Here is a 26,333-nt window from a genome sequence, read left to right on the forward strand (position 1 = left end):
ACTGGTTACGGCAGATCAGTCCATCACGGCGATATGAACCATCACGCGCTGCGGCCCGGGCTCAGTCCGGCCGGACCGACGTCACCCGGAACACGTGCATCTTGCCGTCATCTTCCTGGATCGACACATATTCACCGACGACAAAGCGTTCTTCCGACAGGCGGAACCCGGCCTCGTCGTCGGTGCTGGTCTTGACGTCATAGTCGAAGATCCAGCCATTGTCCGGGCTGTGCAGGATACGGCCCCGCGCCTCCTCCTCGCCGGGGCGACGGCGCACCACGCGGCACCAGTCGGGCATGTCGCGATAGGCTGAAGGGTCGATATGCCCCTCCGCTGTCAACGGAAAATACAGGCGGTAGCTGTGTGCCGGGTCACCTTCGGGGTGCCCTGGCTCACGCGCCAATTCAAGTTCGATGCGGTAGAGTACTGCCTTGGTCATTACGGTCATCCTGCCTATTGGGCGGTATAGCCGCCATCCACCAGATGGTAGCTGCCGGTGATGAAGGAGGCATCGTCCGACAGCAGGAAAGCCGTCAATGCCGCCACTTCGGCGGGCGTCCCAAGGCGGCCCACCGGATGCATGCCGGCAATGGCGGTGAGGGTAGCGGCATCGAGATTGTTGCTCAGCAGCGGCGTATCGATAAAGGCCGGCCCGATTGAGTTGATGCGAATGCCGTGCTTGGCATATTCGATGGCCGCCGTCTTGGTGAGGCCGATGACGCCGTGCTTGGCGGCGACATAGGCGGGGGCGGTGGCAAAGCCGACCGAGCCCAGGATCGACGCCATGTTGACGATCGAGCCGCCGCCAGAGGCCAGCATGGCCGGAATCTGGTAGCGCAAGCCGTAGAAGACGCTGGTCAGATTGGTGGCGATCACCTTGTGCCAGCTGTCGAGCGGATACTCGCCCGTCGTGGCGGCGGCGCCGGCTATGCCGGCATTGTTGACCGCCAGATGCAACCCGCCGAACTCACGCTGGGCCGCTGCGACCATGGCCTCGACTTCGAGCGCATCGCTGACGTCAACGGCAAAGCCCTTGGCGACGCCGCCCCGCGCAACGATGGCGGCAGCAATGTCCTGCGCCCCATCCTCGTTCAGGTCGGCGACCAGCACCTTGGCGCCCGACGATGCGAGCAGCTGGGCAACGGCGGCGCCAATGCCGGATGCACCGCCGGTGACGATGGCAACCTTGTCTTTGAAATCGAAGGCCATGGCAAATCTCCTTGAAGGCAATGGGTTGAACATCGGCGACCGCCTGGCTGCGCCAGTCGATCTTGCCCGTTCTCCTGCTCCTACAGATCAGATTTGCCACTCCTGCTTCTTGATCTCGCGCAAACGGCTGGCAATTGCGTGCACCGGCCGAGCCGGACAAAGCCGATGATCGCGTGCCGCCGTAGCGTTTCAGACATCAGGCTATCCTTTCGCGCGGCAGGCCTGTGCCACCCGTTGAATGCTGCGCTGCGCTCACATCGGGACCCTCGAGAATGTCCCAAGCCTTGAGCAAGAGGTCCGGGGCGCCAATGTCGCCGGGCAAGAGCGCCAGGGCCAGGTCGGGGCCGACCAGGCTGCGTGTCCAGGCCAGTCCCGGGGCGATTTCCGGTCCAATCCTGAAGGCATGTACCCCAAGTGCTGCCACGATGGCGTTGGACGGCTCACCATCGGCAATGATGAAGCGGGAGAAGCCGTTGTCGCCCAGAATGACGGCGAGATTGGCCAGCAACTGGTCGATCAGCATGCCAGCGGGTTCGACACCAGGCCCGTTCGGTACGGCATCGGTTTCACTGCTGGAATAGACCAGTACCGGCCCCTTGCTGGCATGGCGCAAGACCCAGTTGGCCACATCGGCCGCTGCCTGTGCCCCCGATGCCACTTCGGCCGCGCTGATCTGCAGGGCCGGCACGCCAGCGTCGATGGCGATCTGCACCTGCTCGCGCAAGGCAGCCGAACCCAGGCCGGCCAGGATAATCGCCCTGCCCTTCGGCGCGACCATGCGTTCCGGTTCGGCGGCCATGCCGAGCCGACCCCGGCGTCGAAAATTCTCCAGCAGCCCCACAGCGATGCCCGGACCGCCCGTGACCAGGCGGGTGCCGGTCATGGCTTCACCCAGCACGCGCAGATCGGCATCGCGCACCGCGTCGGCGACCATCAGGCGGAAGCCGGCCTGCTGCGCGCGAAACAGCAGGGCGCGGATCGCTTCGTGTCCGGCCGAGACGATATCGAGGGGGATCAGGCCCACCCGCGCAGCGGTTTGCGACTGCAAGACACGCACCAGATTGGGGTCGGCGATCGGCGGCAGCTTGTGCTGATGCATCGGGGTATCCGACACCAGGCTCGAGCCGACGAAGAGATGCCCCTGATAGACCGTCTGTCCCGCCGCGGGAGATGCCGAACAGGCGAGCACTATCGGGACCTCGAGGAAATCCATCAGCGCCTCGGCAACCGGGCCGATATTGCCGGCAACAGTGGAGCCAAGCGTCGCGCCATAGCTGAAGAGGAACTGCTCGGCGCCGGCATCGCGCAAGGCCATGACCGAAGCCAGGGCCATGGCCACGGCCTCGTCGGCGGGAACGGCGCGCGACGTGAGGCCAACGACCACGGCCTCGGCATCGCCAAAACTGATGCCCTCCTGCGGTACGCCCCTGACCTGAACCGTCTTCATGCCGTGGCGCGCGAGCACCAATGCCAGCTCCGTCGCCCCGGCCAGATCATCGGTAATGGCGCCCAGCAGGATCGAATTGGTCATGTGGTCCTCAGCAGTGGCGCCGGCAGAATCCGGGAGCGACATCGGCAATGCCAGCTTGCGCGGCCAAGGCATGTTGAGCAAGCGATCTGTCAATTGCATGCCTATCGGCCGAGCAGCGGCCAAGCGCTGGCGCCGGACGGCCGGCGGCCTCCGGGGACGGATGGATGGACGAACCCCGAGACGATCAGCGCCTCTGGTAAATTTAAAAATGAGACGATAACCGCCTCGGGGCGCCGGTTTTTGGAACTGTCCGGTCCTAGGGGTCGCTCGCCCTGTCGCAACCGAAGCGTGGAACCTGTGGGAGAGGCGTCTCCCACCCGGCTCACCCCACCACTGTTCGCCTGCAGGCCGCCCATGCGGGGTGATGGGCATGAGTTTAATCGAGGCTGCGCAGCCGGGGATAAGATTTGTGTCCGAACACCCGGTGGGCGCGAAGACCGCGTGGCGCCGTGTTCATTGCCACAGAGCGGTCGCGCCTGCGGACGGGGACTGCCAAATCGGCGCCGGGGACGCTTTCAGGCGGCAGGTTCCTGCACCACAAGGTCGCTTAGCTGTACTGCTTCCTCGTCGCCGACCACCGAGACCGCGCCGGCGGTCCCCAGATCGAAGTTCTCCTTCTCCGCCTCGGGCAGACCTTCGCGCCGGCTGAGGCGGACGGCAACAAAGCCGATCAAGATCAGCATCACCAAACCATTGGTGATGAACATGCCGGCCGGCCCGAACAGCTCTATGCTGAGAGAGGTTAGCAAGGGGCCGACTGTCGATCCCAGGCCGTTGAGCAGCAGCAGGCCGGCGGAGATTTCCACATATTCCGAACGATCGGCAAAGTCGAAAACATGCGACGACGCAATGGCATAGGCAGGAAGCAGGCCCGCGCCGAAGACAAATCCCAGCGTGAGCCACAGCCAGGTCACGTGCGGCGACAACAGGATAACCACACCCATCAATCCCGAGACCAAGGCCAGCGCGATGATGACCAGGCGACGATCAATGTGATCAGAAATCTTGCCTGCGGGCCATTGCAGCAAAGCCCCACCGACGACGGCCGCACTCATGAACAGGGCGGCGTCCGTCACGTTGCCGCTGACCGCATTGGCGTAGCTAGGCCCCAGTGACCAGAACGAGCCGGTGGCCACCCCGATCAGGAAGATGGCGACAGTTCCGGTTGGCGACAGCCTAAACATGTGACGAGGCCGAAACCGCACCATGGTGATTGGCGGCGGCTGGCTGGACCGCGTCATCACGATCGGCACCGCGGCCAGCGACACCAGCACGGAGGCGATCGAGAACAGCACGAAGGAACTGGGCTGCACCAGGGTGACCATCATCTGGCCCAAGGTGATGACGGTGAAGTTGACGGTCACATAGGTGGAGATCAGCGTGCCACGGGTTTCGTTGGTGGCCTGATCGTTGAGCCAGCTTTCGACCACCAGATAGAGGCCGGCCAGACAGAAGCCGGTGATCAGGCGCAGCAGTACCCAGATGAGGGGATCAACCGCCAGCGGATAGCCAAGCGCTGCCGCCGAAGCGATCGACACCAGAGCGGCGAAGGTGCGGATATGGCCGGCGCGAATGATGAACAGCGGCGAGAAGGCGCAGCCCAGCACAAAGCCGAAAAAATAGCCCGAGCCCAGCATGCCGACCTCAAAGGCCGAAAAGCCCTCGATGCCGCCGCGGATCGGCAGCAGCATGACCTGAAGGCCGTTGCCCATGATCAGCAGGGCCACGCTGAGCAGAATGGCGCCAGCGGCCAGCAAGGGCGAACGAACCGGCGCTTCTGTCATCGCATCTACCTTTGCGCTCCGCTATCGCGGGCTCAGCCAAGTCCGCGCTGATGCCGCACAAAGGCGGCCGTTTCTAGTCCGCAGACGATTCTGTCCCCAGCCAATCGGCCGGGTGCGGCGTCAGACTGGCTCGGTTGCCTTGTCACGGGTGTGCCAGGCGCCGTCCTGCCACTCGCGGACCGTAACGACGATCTTCTCATCGCCGATGTCGATGAGATTGTAGGCGTTCGACTCGCCGCGCAGCCGGGTCGAGATCGCCGAGGATGCCTGGGCGATCAGGATGGGCGCCACGGTGGATTCGCTGACGCCAAGCGGTTCGCCCTCTCGGACCACCGGCTTGGCCTCGTGCTTGCGCACATAAGAGAGGTGAAAATGCCCCGACAGGACCAGACGGACGCCCAGACCGGCAAAGGTCTCGAGCGCATCGTCGGCGCGTTTGACCCGCTTGGTCTTCTGCACCATGGGCTGGGTGGGAAACAGCAGTGGATGATGCGCCACGATGACGCGCACGGCGTCAGGTGACGCCTTGGCAAAGCGCTGCTCCAGGTCTTCGAGCTGGCCGCGCGAAATGGTGCCATGGCCCCAATTCCATTCGAGGCGCGCGCGGCGCGAGGTGCGCATGCCGACCAGGGCCACGCCATCCATTTCGAGAAAGGGCTCAAGATCGGGCGAGATATAGCGTTTGTAAAAGCCATAGGGGTTGAGGAAGCGCTTGAAGATGTTGACCGCCGGCACGTCATGGTTGCCGGGGACGGCAAAGACCGGGGCAGTCAGCGTGTCGAGAAATTCACGTGCCTGCTCGAACTCCTCCTTGGTGCCGATCTGGGTGAAATCGCCACTGGCCACGATGAGGTCGGGCTTTTGCGCATTGATGTCATCGGCAAAGCCCGCGGCCAGCGCCGGGTCATGGTGACCGAAATGCAGGTCGGAAATGTGCAGGATCTTCATGCTACGGCCGCCGCGCTGACAGTTTCCATCGGCACGATGACCGAGAGGGATCGTGGGCGGATGGTGAAGTTGAGAGGGGTTTGCAGGTTTTCGACCTCGCCGTCAAACATGACCTTGAGCAGGGACTTGCGCGAGTCGATGGTCACCGACTGAACGCTTTCCATGGTCAGCGCCTCGTCATTCTGCCAGTGGCCCAGCAGCATGCTGGCGGTCAGGCGCAGAAAGTCGCCAATATTGAGGTGCCGCAGCACGTAGAGTGTCAAGGTGCCGCCATCGAGGACATGGCGGGAAAAGAACTGCCCGAGGCCTTCGTCATAGGCATTGCTGGACACGGCAATGGCCTGCACGCGCTCGACGCGGCGATCACCCTCGCTGGGATCGATGACCACGGCGATGCGCCGGGCGCGGGCCAGCCGGCGAAACATGTAGCGCAGAAAGCCGATCTTGGCGGCGGCGTCATAGCGGCCGCGAATATGTTCGCGCCCGGCGGCCAGGCCCGGGATCAGGCCGACCACCACCTTGTGCAGGAAGACCCGGCCATTGACCTCGCCGACATCGATGCGATGGGCGACACCGGTGGCCAAAGCGGCGACGGCGGCGGGCAGATCGAGCGGCACGTGCAGGTCCTTGGCGAGGGCATTGACAGTGCCCAGCGGCAGAATGGCCAGGTTCCGGTCGGTGCCGACCAAGGTCGCTGCCAAGGCGGTGATCGTGCCATCGCCGCCCGCCGCCACGATGGTGGACGCGCCGCTGGCCATGGCTGCTTCGATGCGGTCGGCCAGGGGAAGATCGCCATCGGCGTCGATAGTGGCCGTCAGCCCATTGGCCTCGAACAGATCGCCCAGCGACTCCGCCGTGACCCCGGTGGCATTGGCTGTCCCCGCATTGGTATTGAGCAGGACGTAGTGCGAGACGGGGCTGGGGGGACTGAGGCTCATGGCAGATCGATCCGGTAACGGGCATTGTTCAGCATGGGAACGTGTGCGAGGACGAGACGTTGCGTGGTGAGCACGAGGAAAGCGTCAAATGTTCAATCGACTGGTCCAATCCACCCCCTATCGTCGCCTGCATGGCCTGGTCACCGGCGAAGCCTGGCTGCTGGCTTCCATTGCTCTCGTCAGCGGTTTGATCCTGGCCTTCCTGCAGATTGCCGACGAAATGATCGAGGGCGAAATGGAGGCGTTTGACAATGCCATCCTGATGCTGTTCCGCGATCCGGCCAATCTGGACAGCACCATCGGCCCCCCCTGGGTGCATGAAATGGTGCGCGACGTGACTGCGCTGGGCAGCTTCGCGCTGCTCGGCCTGATCGTCCTGGCAGTCTGCGCCTATCTGCTGTTGGCTCGCATGCGGGCGGAAGCGCTGCTGGTCATCACCTCGGTGCTGGGCGGCACGGTCCTCAGTACGGTGCTCAAAATGGGCTATGATCGGCCGCGGCCGGATCTGGTGGCCATGTCGCACCAGTTCACGGCTAGCTTTCCCAGCGGCCATGCCATGCTGTCGGCCGTCACCTTCCTGACCCTGGGCGCCTTGCTGGCCCGGTTGGCGCCGACCCGACCGCTGCGCATCTTCAGCATCAGCATGGCCCTGATGCTCACCCTGCTGATCGGCCTGAGCCGGATCTATATGGGCGTGCATTATCCCAGCGATGTGCTGGCCGGCTGGTGCCTGGGTGCTGCCTGGGCCCTGTTCTGCAGCGCCGTAGCGGCGCGGCTGCAACGCGGCGGGGCCATCGTGCACGGCACGGAGCAAGACTGAACCCGGCCATTGTGGGCCTCAGGGGCCTGCCGGAATCTCTGTGGCAATGCTGCCATCGGTGCACCCTCAGGAGCTCGGCTTCACGACGGTTTGGATTTGGACCGGAGCAGTGTAAAATGAATGGCAGACTCCACCTGGGCCAAGGACGTGACATTGAACAGCATCGAGCGAGGCAGGCCAGCGCGCGTCACCCTGCGCACGATCGCCCAGGCCACCGGCCTGAGCCTGTCGACGGTATCGCTCTCGCTGCGCGGCGGCACTACGCTGAAGCAGGAAACCCGCGACCGGGTCGCCGAGGCCGCGCAGAGACTGGGCTATGTTCCCGACCGCGCCGGGGTCCGTCTGCGCACGGGCAAGACCAATGTCATCGCTCTGGTGCTTGATGGCGCCGAGGATTCCATCGATTTTGCCCGGCAGATGATCCAGGGCATCGGCCAGGCCATCCAGGGCACCCGCTATCACCTGACAGTGGTCCCCGAATTCGTGCGGGGGGCCAGTACCGAGACGATCGGCTATATTCTGGACAACCGCACCGCCGACGGGGTGATCCTCACCCATACCACGCCGCGCGACGGCCGCGTGCAGATGCTGGCCGATGCCGACTTCCCCTTCGTCACCCACGGGCGGACCGACTTCCACACGCCCCATGCTTTTCACGACTTCCATGCCGAGGTGTTTGCCCGCCAGGCGGTCGAACGGCTGGCGCAAAAGGGCTGTCGCAACGTCATGCTGGTGGCGGGCGATGACAGCACCACCAATCACCAAAATATCGTCACCGCCTTCCACCAGGCCGCCAGGCGGCTGGGCCTGCAGTCGCGCGTCCTGGGAGGCAGACAGGGCATGCCGCCCGAAGAGATGCGGCGTATGGCGCTGGCGCTGGCGGGCGCGGGTGACCGGCCGGACGGCATTATCTGCGATAGCGAAATGCGCACTATCGCCCTGGTTGGCGGGCTGCAGGAAGGTGGGCTGGAGCTGGGCCGGGACATGCACGTGATCTACAAGCAGACCTCCGGCATTCTGCCCACCCTGTTTCCCAGCATGGACAGCATCCGCGAAGATGTCTTTGCTGCCGGCGCCGAGCTGACGCGGCTGCTGCTGCAGCGCATCGAGGGCGCTGACCCCAGAGACCTGCAGACGCTGGCCGAGCCAGAGCCACAGTGGCGCGCGCCGGAGAACGCCAGCGCGGCGAACGGCAACGGACAGCGTCGATGACCGTTACAGGGCCAGTCACACCGTGAGCGCCAGGGGCGACAAGTCGGGTGTCGGGCCACACGCGCCGCGGCAGACCGAAGGCTTCACCCTCACGCTGAATGGCGGTTCCTCAAGCCTCAAGTTTGCCCTGTTCGAAAGCGACGGCCGGACGCGGCATCTGGCGGGCAAGTTCGACCGGATCGGGCAGTCCGATGCCAGGCTTGTGGTCGCTGGCAGAGACCGTCCACACCATGCCGAAAAGGTCGCCGCGGCCACACATACAGAGGCCCTCGAGGCGCTGTTCGCCTGGCTGTCCCGGGAGATCGGGCCCAAGGCGATTGCTGCCATCGGGCACCGCATCGTGCATGGCGGACCGCAATACCGTAGCCATGGCGTCATCGACGATGCCCTGATCGGCGCACTCGAGGCCATTGCCGATTATGCGCCGGAGCATCTGCCGGCGGAGATCGCGATGATCCGGGCGTGCCGGGCGCATTTCGGCGCCCTGCCGCAGCTGGCCTGCTTTGACACCGCCTTTCACCGGGACATGCCCACCGTGGCGCGGATGCTGGCCATTCCGCGGCGGTTTTTCGAGCAGGGCGTGCAACGTTACGGCTTTCATGGCCTGTCCTATACCTACCTACTTGAGGCCCTGCGCCAAGGTGCTGGGGAAGTGGTCGCGGATGGAAGGCTGGTGCTGGCGCATCTGGGCAATGGCGCCAGCCTGACAGCCGTACACCGGGGCCGTAGCGTCGATACATCGATGGGTTTCACCCCGGCCGCCGGGGTGCCCATGGGGACCCGCAGCGGCGATATCGATCCCGGGCTGGTCCGCTATCTGGCGCAGGCGCATGGCATGGATGCCCGGGCCTTCGACCGCATGGTCAACCATGAATCGGGCCTGCTCGGCCTGTCGGGCAGCAGTGCGGATGTGCGCGAATTGCTGGCGATCGAATCCAGTGACCTGCGGGCCGCCGAAGCGCTGGCCGTGTTCTGCTACCGCATAAGGCAGACAGTCGGCGGTCTGGCCGCCACGCTGGGTGGCCTCGATACACTGGTCTTTACCGGCGGCATTGGCGAAAACGCGGCGGTCATCCGCGCCCGCATCTGCGCCGATCTCGGTTTTCTGGGCATCGACATCGACAGCGCGCTCAACGAGGCCGGGGCCGCTGTCATATCAAGTTCAACGTCGCGGGTGTCAGTTCGCGTCATTGCCACCGACGAGGAAGCGGTTATCGCCGCTGCCGTCGCCAGCCTGTTGCAGCACAAGGATCGCCCCGCATGACGTCGCCCCTTTCCCCCGACCAGCTCGCCAGCATGAATGCCTATTGGCGCGCTGCAAACTACCTCTCGGTCGGGCAGATCTACCTGCGCGACAATCCGCTGCTGCGCGAGAAGCTGACGCTGGCGCATGTCAAACCGCGCCTGCTGGGGCACTGGGGCACCACGCCGGGGCTCAACTTCATCTATGTACACCTCAACCGGGTGATCAAGGCGCTCGATCTGAACATGATCTATGTCACCGGACCCGGCCATGGCGGGCCGGGCCCGGTCGCCAATACCTATCTGGAAGGCACCTATAGCGAGCTCTATCCCGCCGTCAGCCAGGACGTGGACGGGCTCAAGCGGCTGGTGACGCAGTTTTCCTGGCCGGGCGGCATTCCCAGCCATGTCGCGGCCGAAGTGCCCGGCTCAATCAACGAAGGGGGCGAACTCGGCTATTCACTGATGCACGCCTATGGCGCGGCCTTCGACAATCCGGACCTGGTGGTGGCCTGCGTGGTCGGGGACGGCGAGGCGGAAACCGGAGCACTGGCGACCAGCTGGCATTCCAACAAATTCCTCAACCCGGCGCGGGATGGCGCGGTGCTGCCGATCCTGCACCTGAATGGCTACAAGATCGCCAGCCCCACCGTGCTGTCGCGCATCAGCCATGACGAACTGGAGGCGCTGTTCCGCGGCTATGGCTATGCGCCGCATTTCGTGGAGGGCGACGATCCGGCCAGCATGCATCAGCTGATGGCCGCGACGCTCGACAAAGTGCTGGCCGATATCAAGGCCATCCAGGACGGCGCCCGCAACGGCGGCGTTACCGATCGGCCAGCCTGGCCGATGATCGTGCTGCGCTCGCCCAAGGGCTGGACGGGTCCCAAAGAGGTGGATGGCAACCCCACCGAGGGCACGTGGCGCTCGCATCAGGTGCCGCTGGCAAAGCTGGCCGAAGTGCCGGGTCATCTGGACATTCTCGAGGAATGGCTGGCCAGCTATCGCCCGGCCGAACTGTTCGACGCGACCGGCCGGCTACTGCCCGAACTGGCGGCCCTGGCGCCGATCGGCAACCGCCGCATGAGCGCCAATCCGCATGCAAATGGCGGCCTGCTGCTCGCTGACCTCAAGCTGCCCGATTTCCACGACTATGCCATTGACGTGCCGATACCCGGCGCGGTGGACGGAGAGGCAACGCGGGCGGCCGGGCAATATCTGCGCGATGTGCTGCGGCTCAATGCCGAAGCCAGCAATTTCCGGGTATTCGGCCCCGATGAGACGGAATCGAACCGGCTGGGCGCCGTGTTCGAGGCCACCAACCGGGTGTTCATCGGCGATCAGCTGGAGACAGACCGGCAGCTCGCCGCCGATGGGCGGGTGATGGAAGTGCTCAGCGAGCATCTCTGCCAGGGCTGGCTTGAGGGCTATCTGCTGACCGGCCGGCACGGCTTCTTTTCCTGCTACGAAGCCTTCATCCACATCGTGGACTCCATGTTCAACCAGCATGCCAAGTGGCTGAACGTCGCCAAGGAAGTGCCCTGGCGCAGGCCGATTGCCTCGCTGACCTATCTGCTGACCTCCCATGTCTGGCGGCAGGACCACAATGGCTTCAGCCATCAGGATCCGGGCTTCATCGACCATGTGATGAACAAGAAGGCCAGCGTCGTCCGAGTCTATCTGCCGGCCGACGCCAACACGCTGTTGTCGGTGGTCGACCACTGCCTGCGCAGCCGCGACTACATCAACGTCATTGTCGCCGGCAAGCAGCCCGCGCCGCAATATCTGGGTCTTGATGCAGCCATTGCCCATTGCACCATTGGCCTGGGAAGCTGGGACTGGGCCTCGACCTGCGGCAGCGAGGAACCCGACGTGGTGATCGCCAGCGCCGGTGACGTCCCGACGATGGAGGCGCTGGCCGCCCTCATGATCCTGCGCGAGCAATTTCCCGACCTCAAGATGCGCTTCGTCAACGTAGTTGACCTGATGGCGCTGCAGGCACCCAGCCAGCATCCGCATGGCATGGACGATGCCGATTTCGACGCACTGTTCACCGCCGACAAGCCGGTGATCTTTGCCTATCACGGCTATCCGGCGCTGATCCACCGTCTCACCTATCGCCGCCGCAACCACGGCAATTTCCACGTGCATGGCTATCAGGAGGAAGGCACGACAACGACGCCCTTCGACATGGCGGTGCTCAACGAGCTCGATCGCTTCCACATCGCCAAGGGCGTGGTGGACCGGGTCGAGGGACTGCAGGACCGGCGCCAGGGCTTCGCCGACTTCGTCGCCGCGAGCCTCGCCGAACACACCGCCTATATCCGCCAGCATGGCGAGGACATGCCGGCAATACTGAACTGGCGTTGGACCTCCGATGCGACGTCAGGTGGTTGAGCCTAATGCGCAGAGCCGTGGTCGCACCCGTTTGACCTAGGCGCGGAACCGGCGTGGTGCCATGCGCTGGAACACGCCGTCTCGCTTGATTATGCCGTGGTAGAGCGCCGCGCCGATGTGCAGGACGATGAGGCCGATCAGCGGGATGCGCAGGGCGGCGTGGATCTGTTTGGCTGTTTCGGCCAGGCTGTCCGACCGCGGCGCGAGCCGCGGAAAGCCCAGGCTGTCGAAGACCTCCAGCGGAAAGCCGCCGGCGGTGACGCGGATATAGCCCGAGATCGCCATGCCCAGCAGCAGACCATATAGCAGCCAGTGCGTCATCTCGGCCACGATGCGCTGCATGTGCGGGACGCTTGCGGGCAAAGATGGCGGCGGGTTGAGCAGCCGATAGGCCAGCCGCAAGGCGACCAGGATGAGGATCACCACGCCGATATTCTTGTGAAACAGGAAGAGCGGGTCCTGCAGCGAGCGCTCGATGCCGGGACGGAGCATGGCGATGGCCACGGGGACGGTCAGCAACACCAGGATGGCCGTGAGCCAGTGAAAGAACCGGGCCAGGGGCTTGTAGGTCAGGGTGGGGCTCATCATCGATTTTCCGGAGCTGGTATGAACCAAGGGCTTGCGGACAGCGTAATATGACATGACTGTCGTATTATAGCGCCAAATGCAAAGCAGGTGACAATGAGTGATGCTGGCCTGGTGGGGCGTCTGCGCCTGCCCAAGGGGTTGCTGGGCGATCGGGGAGACCGATCGGTCAATCTGCACTTCGCCCTGGCCTGCATCCTGCTGGCCCCTGGTGTGCTTGCACTGGGTGCGGTTCTGACTGGCTCATTCATGGGCGCGGCGACCGGGCTGGTTACCTTTGCCATCATGGCCGGTGTCGCGGGACTGGCTTTGAAGGCGCAATATCAGCATGATCGTCTAGGCCTTGCCAATATCGTGACGCTGTCGCGTACGGCCATCATCGCGGCACTGGCTGCCCCGCTCAGCCAGCCCGGACTGCTCGCCATGGATGAGGCCCTGGCCTGGACGGTGCTGGGTGTGGCGGTTTTTTCCCTGTGCCTGGATGGTGTGGACGGCTATTTCGCCCGCAGGCAGAAGCTCACCTCAGATTTCGGCGCCCGGTTCGACATGGAAGTGGATTCCATCTTTGCCCTGCTTCTGGCCATGCTGGCCGTGCAATCGGGTAAGGCAGGTCTGTGGATCTTGCTGCTCGGCGGCATGCGCTACGCCTTCCTGGCCGCCGGCCTGCTGCTGCCCTGGCTTGATCGCCCGCTGCCGGAACGCTTCAGCCGCAAGGCGATCTGCGTCATCCAGATCGCCGTGTTGATCGGGCTGCTGGCGCCGATCATTTCCGGCCCGCAGTCCTGGGCGCTGGCCGCTTCCGGCACGCTGCTGCTGACCTATTCCTTCGGCCGCGACGTGGTGTGGCTGGCGCGGCATCGACCGTGAAGACGATGCGCATGGGCAGCTTCAGCACCGTCCTTGCCGGCCTGGCGCTCCATGCCGTGCTGGCGCAGCCCAATCATCCCGACGCGCTGACGCCCGCCCTCTTGCTGCAGGTGCCGCTCGAGTGGTTTGCCATTGTGGCGCTGTTGCTGCTGCTGCCATCCGACAAGGTCTGGGCGCAGGGCGCGCGGGCCTTGCTGGTGCTCCTGCTGACGCTACTCTCTGTGCTCAAGCTGGCGGACCTGGCCAGCTTCACCGCGTTCAACCGCGCCTTCAACCCGCTGATGGACGTGCCGCTGGCGGAAGCGGCATTCCGGCTGGCGGCCGGTTCGGTGGGGTTGCCGCTCGCCACCACATTGGCCATCGGCGTCGTGCTGTTGCCATTCCTGCTGACGGGCCTGCTGTGGTGGGCCACGGGGCGTCTGATGGCCCTGAACCTGCGGCGCCCGGGGCGCGACGGGATGGGCCTGGTTGGTGGCGTCGCGCTGGTGTTGCTGGTCGCCCATGTTGGGGCGGCGCGCGGCGCCTGGGCCTTGCCGTTCGCCCTGCCGGGCGAAAGTTTTTCCACCCGCCTCGCCATTGACCGGACGGCCACGTTCCAGACGCTTTACGCCGATCTGGCGGCCTTTGAAATCGAGGCCAGCAAAGATCCCTTTGTCGGGCACAGCGATCTGTTTGGCCGCCTTGCGGGGCGCGATGTGCTTGTCATCTTCGTCGAAAGCTACGGCCAGACCGCCTATCGCAATCCGCTCTATGCGCCGACCCACCTGGCCCGGCTAGAGCAGGCGCAGACCAAGCTGGCAGAAGCAGGCCTGGCCATGCGCTCAGCCTGGCTGACGTCGCCGGTGGCCGGCGGCCAGAGCTGGCTGGCCCATTCGACGCTTGCCTCGGGCCTGTCCATCGACAACCAGGCGCGCTATCGCGCCATGCTGGCCAGTTCCCGGGCCTCGCTCTACCACCTGGCGCAGCGGGCGGGATATCGCACGGCCACAATCATGCCGGCCATCACCCTGCCCTGGCCCGAGGCCCGCTTCATGGGCTTTACCGATATCTATGAAGCGGCCGATCTCGGCTACAGGGGCGACGCCTTCAACTGGACGACCATGCCCGACCAGTACACACTGAGCATGGTGGAACGGCTGCTGCCGGCAGACGGCAGGCCAGACTTTGCCATGACGGCCCTATTGTCGTCGCACGCGCCCTGGACCCCCGTGCCGCGTCTTGTCGACTGGGACGCGGTGGGGGACGGCAGCATCTTCGACGCGAACCAGCATGTGGGTCCGCCCGGCGGCGCGGTATGGTCCAATCAGGAGCTGATGCGCGAGCAGTACCGGCTGGCGCTCGACCATTCCCTGGCGGTCGTGTTCGACTTTGCCGCGCGTCAAGCGGGGCGCGACTGGCTGCTCATCATACTGGGTGATCATCCGCCGGCCCAGACGGTTTCGGGTATCGACGGGCAGGACGTTCCCATCCACATCATTGGCTCGGCGGCGGTGCTCTCAGCGTTCGATGATTGGCACTTCACACCAGCCCTTATTCCGGGCGAGGAAGCACCTATTTGGCCGATGGACGCCTTCCGCGACCGGTTTATTGCCGCGCTCTCCCCAGCTGATGCCCGGACGGTATCACCATGAGCGCGCCAGCACTGGCGATCGGCCGCGCTGAACGACACCGCAACAGATGGCGCCTGGTGCTACGGCTGGCGACGCCGATCGTGCTGCTCGGACTATTGTGGCACCTGGCCGATGGACCGGGTGCGCTGTTCCTGCTCGGCGAGCTCAACTGGACCCATGTCGGGCTCGCCCTTGTCGCTGTAAACCTGCAGACATGCGCATCCGCCTGGCGCTGGCATCGGGTAGCCGCGCGACTGGGGCAGATCATTTCACCTCGCCAGGCGGTTGCGGAGTATTACCTGTCGCAGGTGGTCAACCAGTCGCTGCCGGGCGGTGTGCTGGGCGACGCCGCCCGTGCCGTCCGCGCGCGCCACCATGTGGGCCTCGGCATCGCGGCCAAGGCGGTCATCATCGAACGCCTCGCCGGACAGATCGCGATGTTCAGCCTGCTCGCCCTTGGCCTGGCCTGGGCCATGCTGATGCCCGGCGGGCTGGTGCTGGCGATCGAGCCGTGGCAGATCGCCGTTGCAGGCGCGGCCGTTGGCGTATTGGCGCTGGCCATTGGCCCGGCCCGGCGCGCTGCCGGCAAAAGATGGTCGCGCGGTTTCGGCGCGGCGCTGCATGCGGCACTCGTCGCCGATGGCGCGTGGATGGAACAAGCGCTGCTTGCGGTCGTGATCGTGACCCTCAACCTGGCCAGCTTCACGCTTTGCGCGCTGGCGACCGGAACGGCACTGGGCGTTGAAGCCGTTCTTGTCCTGGTGCCGCTGATCCTGTGTGCCATGCTGATTCCGGCCAGCGTTTCCGGCTGGGGTTTTCGCGAGGGTGCCGCAGCCGCGCTGTTTCCCCTGGCCGGTGCCACGGCGACCGCCGGCCTTGCCGCCAGCGTCGCCTTTGGTCTGGTCATCCTGGCGGCCAGCCTGCCGGGGCTTCTGGTTCTCATGCCCAAAAGCCACTCTTCCTCCATCCACCCTGAACAGCGGAGATAATCGTGACCCTTCTGAAGCCCTCACGTCGACAGTTTCTTGGTGCCGGGCTCGGCACAATCGGCATCGCCGCCTTCGCGCCCAGCCTGCTGGCTCAGGAGAGCCTGGCGCTGAAAGATGTCGCCCTGCAGCTGAGCTGGCTGCATTCGGTGCAGTTCGGCGGCAGCTATATCGCCCAGTCCAGGGGCTATTGGCGCGATGGCGGCCTCAATGTCGCGCTCAATCCCGGCGGGCCCAATGCGCCGGTGGAGCCGCCAGTGGTGACCGGCCAGGCGCTGGTCGGCATTTCGGCTGCCGACTATACAGCCGCCGCAGTGGAACAGGGGGCGCCGTTCAAGATCATCGGCGTCGCGATGCAGAAGAACCCCTTTGTGGTGGCGTCGTTGCCCGCCAATCCGGTCAATGCGCCAGCCGACCTGGTTGGCAAGCGTATCGGCATGGCGCTGGCCAATACGCCGGTGCTGCAGGCGCTTTGCACCATCAACGGCGTGGATATCAGCCAGATCGAGATCGTGCCCACCCAGTATGACGCGGCGCCGCTGCTGGCCGACCAGGTCGACTGCCTGCTGTGCTGGGAGACCGACCTGCCGGTCGCCATGGCCATGCAGGGCATCGAGAGCGTAACCATGCTGATGGCCGACCACGGCTATGCGGTGCATTCGCAGACCTATATCGCCACCGACGACAGCATTGCCAACCGCCGCGACGATCTGGTGGCGCTGATGCGTGGCGAGGTTCTGGGCTGGACCGATTATCGCGCCGACACGAAGGCCGCGGCGGCGCTGACCCTGGAAATGTATCCCGACCAGGGACTCGACCTGGCGACCCAGGAGCTGCAGGCCGAGCGGCAGGTGCCGCTGATGTTCTCCGAGCTGACGGACGCCAATGGCTTTGGCTGGTTCACCGAGGACACGGTGGCGCAGAACATCGAGACGCTGGCCCTGCTCGACCGCACGGTTACCGCGGACTTGTGGGACCGATCCATTCTCGAGGATGTGCATGCAGTCGGCTGACGCTGCCGGACCACCCGAAGTGGTCTGCACGGATCTGGCCAAGGTGTTTCGCGTCGGCGGCAAGACCATCGAGGCCGTGCAGCCACTCGACCTGAGCTTTGCCGCTGGGCAGACAACGGCGCTGGTCGGTCCGTCGGGCTGCGGCAAGTCCACGCTGCTGCGGCTGGTGGCCGGGCTGGAGGCGCCCAGCAGCGGAACGGTGCGCATTGGCGGCGAGACACCGCGCGCCGTCAGCCAGCGTGCCGGGCTCGCCATTGCCTTTCAGGATGCCGCGCTTCTGCCCTGGCTGACCGTGCGGCAGAACGTGGCGCTGGCCCTCAAACTGGCGCGCCAACCGGTCGACCCCGTCGGGGTGACAGGGCTGATCGAGCTGGTTGGGCTTGGCCCATTCGCCGAAACAAGACCGGCCGAACTGTCTGGAGGCATGCGACAGCGCGCCGCCATCGCGCGCTGTCTCATCACCGAGCCCGGCCTGCTGCTGCTCGACGAGCCCTTCGGCGCCGTGGACGAGCTGACCCGCGCCCGGCTCAACCAGGACCTGCCCGCCCTGTGGCAGAAACGGGGCACCACGACGCTGCTGGTGACGCATTCGATCACCGAGGCGGTGACCCTGAGCGACCGCGTCATCGTGTTTTCGCCGCGACCCGCGCGGGTCATCGGCGATTTTGCCATCGACCCTGACGCCGGCGATGCCGGCTTAAGGGACATGGTCGCGGCTATCGCCAAGGCTCTCGCGCTGACCGCACAAAGCGTGCAGACGCCGTGAACACACGCGCCCTACCAGCGCTGGGGACGTTGGCGCCACCTGTTGCCCGCATCCTGCTGGCGCTGGTCCTCTGGCAGGCACTGGCATCGCTCACGAATGGCCTGTTCACTCTTGCCGGTCCTGTGGCCGTCGGCGGTCATATCCTTGGCAATGCGCCGCTGCTGACGCGTGCAGCGCTGACGACCCTGCAGTCTGCCGCCATCGGCTTTATCATTGGCAACGGCCTTGCCATCGCCCTCGCCGCCATCGCCATCAGCCTGCCACGCTTCGAGCGCCTGGTATCCGGACTGGCGCTGGTGGTTTTCTGCCTGCCCTTCGTTGCTACCGGGCCCATTCTGCGCGTCATCCACGGCGTCGGCGACGGACCGCAAATCGCCCTGGCGGCGCTGGCGACCTATTACACCAGCTATCTCTGCCTCATGGTCGGGTTGCGCGCGGCACCGGCCAGTTGGCTTGACCTCGTGCGGAGCTATGGCCGCGGCCGGTTTACCGAGCTGGCGCGGGTGCGGGCCAGAGCCTGCATTCCCTATTTCATCGCCGGGCTGCAGATCGGGGCGCCGGCGGCGTTTCTGGGTGCCATGATCGGCGAGTTCACCGGCGCGGAGCGCGGCCTGGGCGTACTCAGCATTCGCGCGATGCGGGCGCTGGACGTCGACATGAGCTGGGCCATCGCCACTCTGGCCGCCGTGATCTCGGCACTGGCCTTCTGGTTGTTCGGCTGGTTGGGGCAGCGGCTGGATGCGGCACCGCCGCCCTTGCTGATCGCGCCGCGGCAGGACGCGACCGCGCCGTCCCGGGGCGCAGGGTTGCTGGCTGCACTGGCCCAGCTGGTGGCGATCACGGCGCTGGTGCTGGCCCTGTGGGCCGGGCTGATGGAGGGTTTCGGGCTGTCACCGTTCTTTGCCAAGCGGCCGCAGGATGTCTTTGCCTTCCTCGTCCTGGCCCCTGATGCGGCGGCCAACCGGGGCGTGTTGCTGGACGCCTTTCGGCAGACGCTGTCGCTGACCATTCCGGGCTATTTCTTCGGTCTCGTGCTCGGGGCAGGCCTGGTTGTCGCCATGGTGCTGCGCCCGGCCCTGGCTGCCACAGCCCTGCCCGTCGCCATCGCGCTACGCTCCATCCCCATCGTCACGACCGCGCCGCTGATCGTTCTGGCGCTGGGCCGGGGCGCGGTTGGCACCATCACCATTGTCGCGGTGATGATCTTCTTCCCCACGCTGGCAGCGTGCCTCGAGGGCATGCGCCGCACGCCCCGGCCGGTGCTCGACATTTTCGACAGCTATGCCGCGGGGCCCTGGCAATGCTTGGTCCATGCCCAGCTGCCCGCCATGGCGCCGGCATTCTTTGCGGCTGCCCGCATGGCCGTGCCCGCCGCGCTGCTGGCAGCCACCACGGCCGAATGGCTGGCCACGGGGACCGGCATGGGCAGCCTGATGGCCCTGACCGCCTCGACGTCCAATTACGCCCTGCTGTGGAGCGCCATCATGCTGCTGGCCGTAACCGCCAGCCTTGCCTATGGACTGGTCCAACTGCTGGAGCGGCGCATGCTGAAGAACTTCGCCAGCGAGCAGCTGGCCCTATGAGCCTGGACAGAACCATGACGCCAAAGCCAGCCGCCTTTGCCATACCGGGCGACATGACGCAAAAAACCGGCGGCTACATCTACGAGTATGAGCTGTTGATGGGGCTGCGCGCACAGGGCCGTCCCGTCGAGCATCTGCAACTGCCGGCGGGCTTTCCGAATGCAACAGCGGCCGAGACCGCTGCGTCGATAGTGGCCATGGCGGCCATTTCCGAAAATGTGCCGCTGATCATCGACGGCCTGGTCTTCGGCTCCATCGACACCGCCGGGCTGCGCACGGTCCGGGCACCGATCGTGGCCATGATCCACCATCCCCTCGGGTTGGAAACCGGCCTGCCGCCGGAAAGGTCACGCGAACTGCTGCGGCGCGAGGCCGACAATCTCAGGCTGGCGCGGGCCATCATCGTTCCCAGCCCGCATACGGCGCGCATCCTGGTCCAAGAGTTCGGCGTGCCCGAAAGCAAGATCACCATCGCCCTGCCCGGCTTTCGGCCAGCGGACCCCGTTCATGCGCCACGCACCCCGCCGCTGATCCTGTCGGTCGGCCTGCTTGCCGAGCGCAAGGGACACGACGTCCTGCTTGCTGCGCTTGGCCAGCTGGCCGATCTCGCCTGGCAGGCGGAGATCGTCGGCAAGACGCACGATGCCAAAGTCGAAGCCCGGCTGCGCGACCAGATCAGCAGGCTCGGACTTGAAGCACGCGTCACCCTGGCCGGCCTATTGCCGGACGCGGCAGTGATCGAGCGTTATCGCTCGGCCAGCATCTTCGCCCTTGCCACCCGCTATGAAGGGTATGGCATCGTGCTGGGTGAGGCCATGCTGCATGGCCTGCCGATCGTCACCTGCCGGACGGGGGCGGTGCCGGACACGGTGGCGGACGGCGCGGGCATGCTGGTGCCGGTCGATGATGTCGATGCCTTTGCCGAGGCACTGCGGACATTGTTAACCGATGCCCCGCAGCGTCGGGCGATGGAGGGGAAATCCGCCGCGGCGGGGCAGCTGTTGCCCAGCTGGCAGGCCACAGCGCAGCGGGTGGGCCACATCATCGACCGGTTGACCCAGCCATGAAGCCGCCTGCAGGTCCCGGCTAAGTGGCGTGACTCAGGGTGCGATACGCGTCCTCGACGATGGCGATATGGGCCCGCATGGCGCTTTCCGCTCCGGGACGATCACCCTGCAGGATGGCATCGACGATCAGGCCATGCTCCTGGTGGGACTGACGCAGGCGCTCCAGCATGGCGAACTGGGCCCGGCGAAACGGCTGCAGGCGCTGCCGGGTGGAGCGGGTGATTTCAGCCAGATAGGCGTTGTGTGCGCCATCATAGATGGCACTGTGGAACTGGTCGTTGGCGATGCTGTAATCGCCGGCGCTGCCGATCCTGACAATGGGGGCCATGAGGCCGTGCTGCCGGTCCAACGCGTCGCGTTCCGGCGCCGTCATGGCCACGGCACTGAGCCCGGCGCAAAGCGCCTCAAGATGGCCCATCACCGCGAACATGCCCGCCAGCGTGGACTCGTCCGGCTTGGCCACCAGCGCCTGGGCGTGCGGCTTCTGTTCGATCAGCCCGCTGGCCGCCAGCAGGCGCAGCGCCTCGCGCACCGGGGTACGCGACACGGCGAAAGTGGTCGCGAGGCTGGTCTCGTCCAGCGGCGTACCGGGCGGCAGCTCGCCGCGGATAATGCGATCCGCAAGCTTCTGCCTGATATCCTCGGCCGAGGTGCGCGTTAGGCGTTGATGCACGTCTGAAAACCCCGTCAGGCAGGCATGGCCATCATGCTCACATGCGCCGCCGCCACACGCCAGCTACCATCCTGCTTGATCCATGTCTGCATCTGTCGACCCACCTGCTGCGGAAAGTCGGGCCGGTGGAACAGCGTTGACGCCGTCGCGACGGCATCGCCATAGGTGGTGATCACCAGCCGCTCGAGGCTGCGGGTGAACGGCTGCTGGACGGCACGGAAAGCGCGGATCTCATCGATGCCATACTGGATCTCGCTGACCCCGTAGCGCACTGTTTCCAGCGCGGCCACGAACATGGCGTCCAGCACTGCCCCGTCATTGGCCAGCAGCGCCGCCTCATAGCGCTCGAAGGCGTCGCGCACTTCGGCAATGATGGCCGGATCATTGATGATCATGGCTGGCGCGCCTGCATCTGTTCGCGCAGCCGGCTGAGGAAGGGAATGGTCTCGAACTGGTCAGGGCGCACCTTGGCCCAATCGACCCCCATCGGCCGCGGCAGTTCATTGCCGGTGGTGATGACCTCGGCCTCGGTGGCGACGAAATCGAGCGGGCTGTCATGGCTCTCGATGACGATCTGGCTGTCATCGACCAGCTGCAGCGAATGGATCGTGGTAGCCATCGGTGTGGTGGCCGTGACTGTCCCCAACTCGCGAAAGATCGCCGTTTCGAGATCGGCAAAGCCGGCGCCCTTGCCGGTGCGCCCGCCGGCCCGGCTGACCGCCACCGAGCCAACAACACAGAAGTCGAGCGGCTCGACATCGGCGAATTCCATGCGCTGTCCATGCGCCATGAAGCCCTGAGCGGTGGCCGCCAGTTCGAAGGAAATGTCCCTGGCCAGCGGCACCTGCGGATCGAGCCGCAGATAGGGGAAGTCCTTGGTCAAGTAGGGCACCGGCGTATAGACAATCTTGCCGTCGTAAAGCGCGCGGATGCGGATCGGGGTCTGGGCGTGGTCTGGATTGGTCTTGACGGTGCGCGCCGCCTGCCAGGCCTGGGTCTGTGCCAGGCGCCAGGCGGCGACATCGGCGCCGACAAAATTGGGGATCATGCTCCAGGCCGGCCCGACATTGACACCGGCCTCGGTCAACCGGTTCCAGACAGCGTGGCGGATCAGGTCCTTGCCCGGATTGCGGCCGGCCCAGCGCCCCTGCGCGACAGCGGGCTCAGACATGGGGCACTCCCGCCTGCAGGGCCGCGAGCGGGGCGACCCAGCCGACAATGCCGCTCTGGGCCACGATCATTTCCACGGTGGCCGCCTTGAAGGCAGCGAAATAGCTTTCGGTGGCGTCCTCGACGAGGAGGCACTCATAGCCGCGGTCATTGGCCTCGCGCATCGAGGTCTGGACGCAGACTTCCGTCGTGACCCCGGCAAAGACCAGATGGGTGATGCCCATGGCTTGCAGGCGCTCGTGCAGGCCCGTGGCCCAGAACATGCCCTTGCCCGGCTTGTCGATAACGATCTCGCCACCCAGGGGTGCCAAAGCGTCGACGATCTGGTTGCCGGGTTCACCCGCCACCAGCAGCCGTCCCATGGCGCCAGTCTCGCCGATATGCAGGCTTGGATTACCGCGGGCGATCTTGGAGGGGGGGCAATCGCTGAGGTCGGGCTTATGGGCCTCGCGGGTATGGATGATGGGCCAGCCCTGCTGGCGGAACAGCGCCAGCAGCTCGGCTACGGTGGGGATAATGGCCGCGAGCCGGGCCACGTCATTGCCCAGGCTATCGCCAAAGCCGCCCGGCTCGATGAAGTCGCGCTGCATGTCGATGACCACCAGCGCGGTATGGGCGGGATCAAGTTTGTAGGTATAGGGCCGGGCCACAATCTCGATCATCAATGCCCCGCCATGTGCTGGCCGATGATATTGCGGTCAGTATCCTCGAGCCGGGCGACATAGTTGATGGTGCCGCCGCTCATCACCGCGACACGGTCGGCCAGTTCGAGGATTTCGTCGAGATCCTCGCTGACCAGCAGTACCGCCGCGCCGCGATTGCGCTGCTCCATGATCTGGCTGCGGATTTCCGATACCGAGGCGAAATCGAGCCCGAAGCAGGGATTGGCGACGATCAGCACATCGACATCGCCGCTGAGTTCGCGCGCCAACACGGCGCGCTGCACATTGCCGCCCGACAGCGTCTCGATCGGCGCATCGGGCGAGGTGGTCTTGATGCGATAAAGCGCGATCAATTCATCGGCCCGCTGGCGCATCGGGCCGGGTGACATCCACCAGCCGAGGCTCGCTACCGGCGGCTTGTCGAAGGCGCGGAAGGCCAGGTTCTCCGCCACGCTCATGCGCGGCACGGTTGCATTCTTGAGCGGCTCCTCGGGCAGGCCGAACACCTTGAACTTGTCGAAGGCCGCCCGGGTCGGCGAAAAGCTCTGGCTGTGGATGCGGATCTCGCCATCGCTGAGCGGACGCTGCCCGGCCAGCGCTTCCACCAGCGCGCTCTGCCCATTGCCCGAGACCCCGGCAATGCCGACGATCTCGCCGGCATGCACCTTGAGGTTGATCGCCGATACCAGGTCATTGCCCTCGAGATCTTGGGCGAAAAGGCCGGCCAGTTCGAGCACCTCGCGCTGCTCGTTGTGCTCGCGCCGCGTGGCACGCTCGCGGATTTCGGTATCGCCGATCATCATCTGGCTCATGTCGGCAACACTGGCCGAGCGGGCGTCGCCCGAACCGGTGAACCTGCCGCGCCGCAGCACGGTAAAGCCGTCGCAGAAGGCTTTCACCTCGCGGAACTTGTGGCTGATCATCAGCACGGTGATCTCCTTGCGCGCTGCCATGTCGCCGAGCAGGCCGAGCATTTCGTCGGCCTCGCCCGGCGTCAGCACCGAGGTGGGCTCGTCCAGGATCATGAAGCGCTGGTCGAGATAGAGCAGTTTGAGGATTTCGAGCTTCTGCTTTTCGCCCGCCGAGAGGCTTGATACCTGCGCGCCGAGCGGCACGCGAAAGGGCATCTGTTCCATGAAATCGGCCAGCTGCCGCTTTTCCCTGGTCCAGTCGATGATGGCAGGGGCATCGGCGCGCGAAATGACGAGATTTTCTGCCGCCGTCAGGCAAGGGACGAGGGTAAAATGCTGATAGACCATGCCGATGCCATGCGCCCGCGCGTCGCGCGGCGAGCGGATCGACACTTCCTGGCCATCGAGCAGCACCCTGCCCTTGTCCGGCGCATAAAAGCCCATGATGGATTTGACCAGCGTCGACTTGCCGGCGCCGTTTTCGCCCAGCAGGGCATGGAACGAGCCAGCCGGCACATCGATCGACACGTCATCGAGCGCCACCAGCGGCCCGAATATCTTGGTCATGCCCACTGCCTGCAGCGACGGCGCGCGGCCAGTGGCCAGAACGGGTGCGAGCTGATTCATGGCAGGCCCCTCAGGAAGGTGGCGCTGCCGATGACGGCACCGAACACCCCGCCCTGCATCTTGATCATGTCGATGGCCGCCAGATGGTTCTCCAACTTCGTCGCGGCGCAGCAGTCCTCGAGCAGCAGGCACTCATAACCGCGGTCGTTAGCGTCGCGCATGGTGGTGTGGACGCAGACATCGGTGGTGACACCGGTAAAGACCAGGTTACGGATGTTCTTGAGCCGCAGCACCAGTTCGAAATCGGTGGCGATGAAGGTGCCCTTGCCCGGCTTGTCGATGATGGCTTCGCCCGGCATGGGTTGCAGCTCGGGAATGATCTCCCATCCCGGCTCGCCACGCACCAGGATGCGCCCCACCGGGCCCTGATCGCCAATGCCGGCGCCGATGCGCTGGCTGCGCCAGCGCTTGTTGGCCGGCAGGTCCGACAGGTCCGGCTTGTGGCCCTCGCGGGTATGAATGATGGGATAGTTTTTGGCCCGCATGCCGGCCAGCACCGCCTGGATCGGCCCGATCGGCGCCCGAGTCAGGGAAATGTCATAGCCCATGGTATCAACATAGCCACCGGGCGCGCAGAAATCGACCTGCATGTCGATCACTACCAGGGCGGTATTGTGCGGCCCCCAGTCGCCATCGAAGGGCCAGGGATAGGGATCGGCGGCCAGCGTGGTGCCGCCCGGGATCAGCGCCGCATTGATGCGTTCGTCGACGAGGCTCATTCGGCCGCCTCCGGCAAGGTTTCCCCGAAACGGCGCACCGGCCTGGCAAAGCCCGACGGCGTGCCGTCGGTGACCTTGACGCTGTCTTCCCAGGGCAGCTTGTAGCGGCCATTGATCAGGTCATGCATGTAGGAATAGGGCGCGTCCTGGGCGCCGGCCTCGACGGCGGTAAAGCCGCGATGGCCGAGCTGGTAGATATTGTTCTCGACGCCCCAATTGGCCCGCGCCTCGCGCACCAGATCGGGCCGCACCTCGGCGGTGATGATCTCGTCGACCCGGCCGGTGACACCCTCGGCGATGATCGAGCCGTCGAAATTGACGATCATCGCCTCGCCCATGCTGTCAAACGTGCCATCGGAGCCGCACATGCAGACATTGGCGGTGACCATCAGGTTGCAGAATGAATTGGACTGGTTGGTGAAGCGCCAGGCCTGGCGGATGGGCGCGGTATAGCCGGCGGTGCGCAGCATGATCTCGGCGCCCTTGTAGGCCGCCTCGCGCGCCATTTCGGGGAACATGCCATCGTGGCAGATGATCAGGCTCAGTTTGCAGCCCTTGGGGCCGTCGATGACGGGGATGCCGAGATCGCCCGGCTCCCAGGGTTCCACGGGCACCCAGGGATGCAGCTTGCGGTAGTAGAGCTTGAGCTCGCCCTGATCATCGATGATCAGGCCGGAATTATAGGGATTGCCGCCCGGATTGGCCTCCATAATGGAGAAGCACCCCCAGATGGCGTTGTCGCGGCAGGCCTGCTTGAAGGCGGCGACTTCCGGACCATCCAGGCGGCACATGATGGCCGGATTGGTATCCATGGACAGCCCGTGCAGTGCATATTCGGGGAAGACGACGAGGTCCATCGTGCCCAGATTGCGTCGCGCCTTGCCGACCATCTCAACGATGCGCGCCGTCTGGGCGGCCAGTTCCGCCGGCGTCTTGATCAGCGGCAGCTTGAGCTGCACCAGCCCGATGACGACGCCATTCTCCGATTTGTTCAACCCGCCAAGACCGGACAT

The 26,333-nt window shown here is 65.3% G+C and carries 25 protein-coding genes; 11 read left to right on the plus strand and 14 right to left on the minus strand.

The genetic code is table 11. The features are described 5' to 3' along the window. Positions 1-61 precede the first annotated feature (61 nt). The 6 genes from AC4NN3_RS04570 to AC4NN3_RS04595 all read right to left on the minus strand — a co-directional run bounded on the left by AC4NN3_RS04570 (position 62) and on the right by AC4NN3_RS04595 (position 6,410). Positions 62-439, minus strand: a complete 378-nt coding sequence (locus AC4NN3_RS04570; protein WP_491925913.1) for a hypothetical protein — start codon at positions 437-439, stop codon at positions 62-64. A gap of 14 nt (positions 440-453) precedes the next feature. Continuing rightward, complete coding sequence (locus tag AC4NN3_RS04575) at positions 454-1,209, minus strand: SDR family NAD(P)-dependent oxidoreductase (protein ID WP_491925914.1); 756 nt, start codon at positions 1,207-1,209, stop codon at positions 454-456. Positions 1,210-1,405: 196 nt separating this feature from the next. Beyond that, the gene (gene otnK / locus AC4NN3_RS04580) at positions 1,406-2,740 is read right to left on the minus strand and encodes a 3-oxo-tetronate kinase (protein ID WP_491925915.1); all 1,335 of its coding nucleotides are present in this window, start codon (positions 2,738-2,740) and stop codon (positions 1,406-1,408) included. Positions 2,741-3,255: 515 nt separating this feature from the next. Beyond that, positions 3,256-4,524, minus strand: coding sequence for an MFS transporter (locus tag AC4NN3_RS04585; protein ID WP_491925916.1), 1,269 nt, complete (start codon positions 4,522-4,524; stop codon positions 3,256-3,258). A 120-nt stretch (positions 4,525-4,644) separates the two neighbouring features. Next, positions 4,645-5,472: a metallophosphoesterase family protein gene (locus AC4NN3_RS04590; protein ID WP_491925917.1), complete on the minus strand. Its 828-nt coding sequence runs from the start codon at positions 5,470-5,472 to the stop codon at positions 4,645-4,647. After that, complete coding sequence (locus AC4NN3_RS04595; RefSeq protein WP_491925918.1) at positions 5,469-6,410, minus strand: diacylglycerol/lipid kinase family protein; 942 nt, start codon at positions 6,408-6,410, stop codon at positions 5,469-5,471. Before AC4NN3_RS04595 ends, AC4NN3_RS04590 begins: the two co-directional genes overlap by 4 nt. A gap of 88 nt (positions 6,411-6,498) precedes the next feature. Here AC4NN3_RS04595 and AC4NN3_RS04600 point away from each other — a divergent pair, with 88 nt between their 5' ends. From AC4NN3_RS04600 to AC4NN3_RS04615, 4 genes are all read left to right on the plus strand, one after another. Further along, a complete protein-coding gene (locus AC4NN3_RS04600; RefSeq protein WP_491925919.1) occupies positions 6,499-7,230 on the plus strand; it encodes a phosphatase PAP2 family protein in 732 nt (243 codons plus the stop codon). Positions 7,231-7,350: 120 nt separating this feature from the next. Further along, positions 7,351-8,442: a LacI family transcriptional regulator gene (locus AC4NN3_RS04605; protein WP_491925920.1), complete on the plus strand. Its 1,092-nt coding sequence runs from the start codon at positions 7,351-7,353 to the stop codon at positions 8,440-8,442. 22 nt (positions 8,443-8,464) lie between these two features. Next, a complete protein-coding gene (locus AC4NN3_RS04610) occupies positions 8,465-9,706 on the plus strand; it encodes an acetate/propionate family kinase (protein ID WP_491925921.1) in 1,242 nt (413 codons plus the stop codon). Next, positions 9,703-12,081, plus strand: a complete 2,379-nt coding sequence (locus tag AC4NN3_RS04615; protein ID WP_491925922.1) for a phosphoketolase family protein — start codon at positions 9,703-9,705, stop codon at positions 12,079-12,081. The genes AC4NN3_RS04610 and AC4NN3_RS04615 overlap by 4 nt, the downstream gene beginning before the upstream one ends. A 36-nt stretch (positions 12,082-12,117) precedes the next feature. On the opposite strand, the gene AC4NN3_RS04620 is transcribed toward AC4NN3_RS04615, so the two are convergent. Continuing rightward, on the minus strand, positions 12,118-12,666 hold the full coding sequence (locus AC4NN3_RS04620) for a cytochrome b (RefSeq protein ID WP_491925923.1): 549 nt from the start codon (positions 12,664-12,666) through the stop codon (positions 12,118-12,120). A gap of 96 nt (positions 12,667-12,762) precedes the next feature. On the opposite strand from AC4NN3_RS04620, the gene AC4NN3_RS04625 reads away from it, so the two are divergent. The 7 genes from AC4NN3_RS04625 to AC4NN3_RS04655 all read left to right on the plus strand — a co-directional run bounded on the left by AC4NN3_RS04625 (position 12,763) and on the right by AC4NN3_RS04655 (position 20,558). Beyond that, positions 12,763-13,533: a CDP-alcohol phosphatidyltransferase family protein gene (locus AC4NN3_RS04625; protein WP_491925924.1), complete on the plus strand. Its 771-nt coding sequence runs from the start codon at positions 12,763-12,765 to the stop codon at positions 13,531-13,533. Positions 13,534-13,544: 11 nt separating this feature from the next. Further along, entirely contained in the window at positions 13,545-15,164 is a 1,620-nt protein-coding gene (locus AC4NN3_RS04630) for a sulfatase-like hydrolase/transferase (protein WP_491925925.1), read from the plus strand. A gap of 80 nt (positions 15,165-15,244) precedes the next feature. Next, entirely contained in the window at positions 15,245-16,132 is an 888-nt protein-coding gene (locus tag AC4NN3_RS04635; RefSeq protein ID WP_491925926.1) for a lysylphosphatidylglycerol synthase transmembrane domain-containing protein, read from the plus strand. Positions 16,133-16,134: 2 nt separating this feature from the next. Continuing rightward, positions 16,135-17,142 (plus strand): ABC transporter substrate-binding protein, encoded by a 1,008-nt coding sequence (locus tag AC4NN3_RS04640; protein WP_491925927.1) that lies wholly within the window; start codon positions 16,135-16,137, stop codon positions 17,140-17,142. Next, entirely contained in the window at positions 17,129-17,908 is a 780-nt protein-coding gene (locus AC4NN3_RS04645) for an ABC transporter ATP-binding protein (protein WP_491925928.1), read from the plus strand. Before AC4NN3_RS04640 ends, AC4NN3_RS04645 begins: the two co-directional genes overlap by 14 nt. Beyond that, positions 17,905-19,491, plus strand: a complete 1,587-nt coding sequence (locus AC4NN3_RS04650) for an ABC transporter permease (protein ID WP_491925929.1) — start codon at positions 17,905-17,907, stop codon at positions 19,489-19,491. Before AC4NN3_RS04645 ends, AC4NN3_RS04650 begins: the two co-directional genes overlap by 4 nt. Before the next feature lie 14 nt (positions 19,492-19,505). After that, positions 19,506-20,558, plus strand: a complete 1,053-nt coding sequence (locus AC4NN3_RS04655; protein ID WP_491925930.1) for a glycosyltransferase family 4 protein — start codon at positions 19,506-19,508, stop codon at positions 20,556-20,558. Between the two features lie 19 nt (positions 20,559-20,577). Here AC4NN3_RS04655 and AC4NN3_RS04660 read toward each other — a convergent pair whose 3' ends face one another. The 7 genes from AC4NN3_RS04660 to AC4NN3_RS04690 are packed head-to-tail and all read right to left on the minus strand — an operon-like array spanning position 20,578 to position 26,333. Continuing rightward, on the minus strand, positions 20,578-21,231 hold the full coding sequence (locus AC4NN3_RS04660; RefSeq protein ID WP_491925931.1) for a GntR family transcriptional regulator: 654 nt from the start codon (positions 21,229-21,231) through the stop codon (positions 20,578-20,580). 14 nt (positions 21,232-21,245) lie between these two features. Then, a complete protein-coding gene (hpxZ, locus tag AC4NN3_RS04665; RefSeq protein ID WP_491925932.1) occupies positions 21,246-21,626 on the minus strand; it encodes an oxalurate catabolism protein HpxZ in 381 nt (126 codons plus the stop codon). After that, entirely contained in the window at positions 21,623-22,402 is a 780-nt protein-coding gene (locus tag AC4NN3_RS04670; RefSeq protein WP_491925933.1) for a 5-formyltetrahydrofolate cyclo-ligase, read from the minus strand. The genes hpxZ and AC4NN3_RS04670 overlap by 4 nt, the downstream gene beginning before the upstream one ends. Then, positions 22,395-23,063 carry a cysteine hydrolase family protein gene (locus AC4NN3_RS04675; RefSeq protein ID WP_491925934.1) on the minus strand — a complete coding sequence of 223 codons (669 nt, stop codon included), beginning with the start codon at positions 23,061-23,063 and terminating at the stop codon, positions 22,395-22,397. The genes AC4NN3_RS04670 and AC4NN3_RS04675 overlap by 8 nt, the downstream gene beginning before the upstream one ends. Then, entirely contained in the window at positions 23,063-24,601 is a 1,539-nt protein-coding gene (locus AC4NN3_RS04680; RefSeq protein WP_491925935.1) for an ABC transporter ATP-binding protein, read from the minus strand. Before AC4NN3_RS04680 ends, AC4NN3_RS04675 begins: the two co-directional genes overlap by 1 nt. Next, the gene (gene biuH / locus AC4NN3_RS04685; RefSeq protein ID WP_491925936.1) at positions 24,598-25,320 is read right to left on the minus strand and encodes a biuret amidohydrolase; all 723 of its coding nucleotides are present in this window, start codon (positions 25,318-25,320) and stop codon (positions 24,598-24,600) included. The genes AC4NN3_RS04680 and biuH overlap by 4 nt, the downstream gene beginning before the upstream one ends. Beyond that, the gene (locus AC4NN3_RS04690) at positions 25,317-26,333 is read right to left on the minus strand and encodes a formamidase (RefSeq protein ID WP_491925937.1); all 1,017 of its coding nucleotides are present in this window, start codon (positions 26,331-26,333) and stop codon (positions 25,317-25,319) included. Before AC4NN3_RS04690 ends, biuH begins: the two co-directional genes overlap by 4 nt.

The organism is Devosia sp. MDV22-iso42, assembly GCF_058629155.1.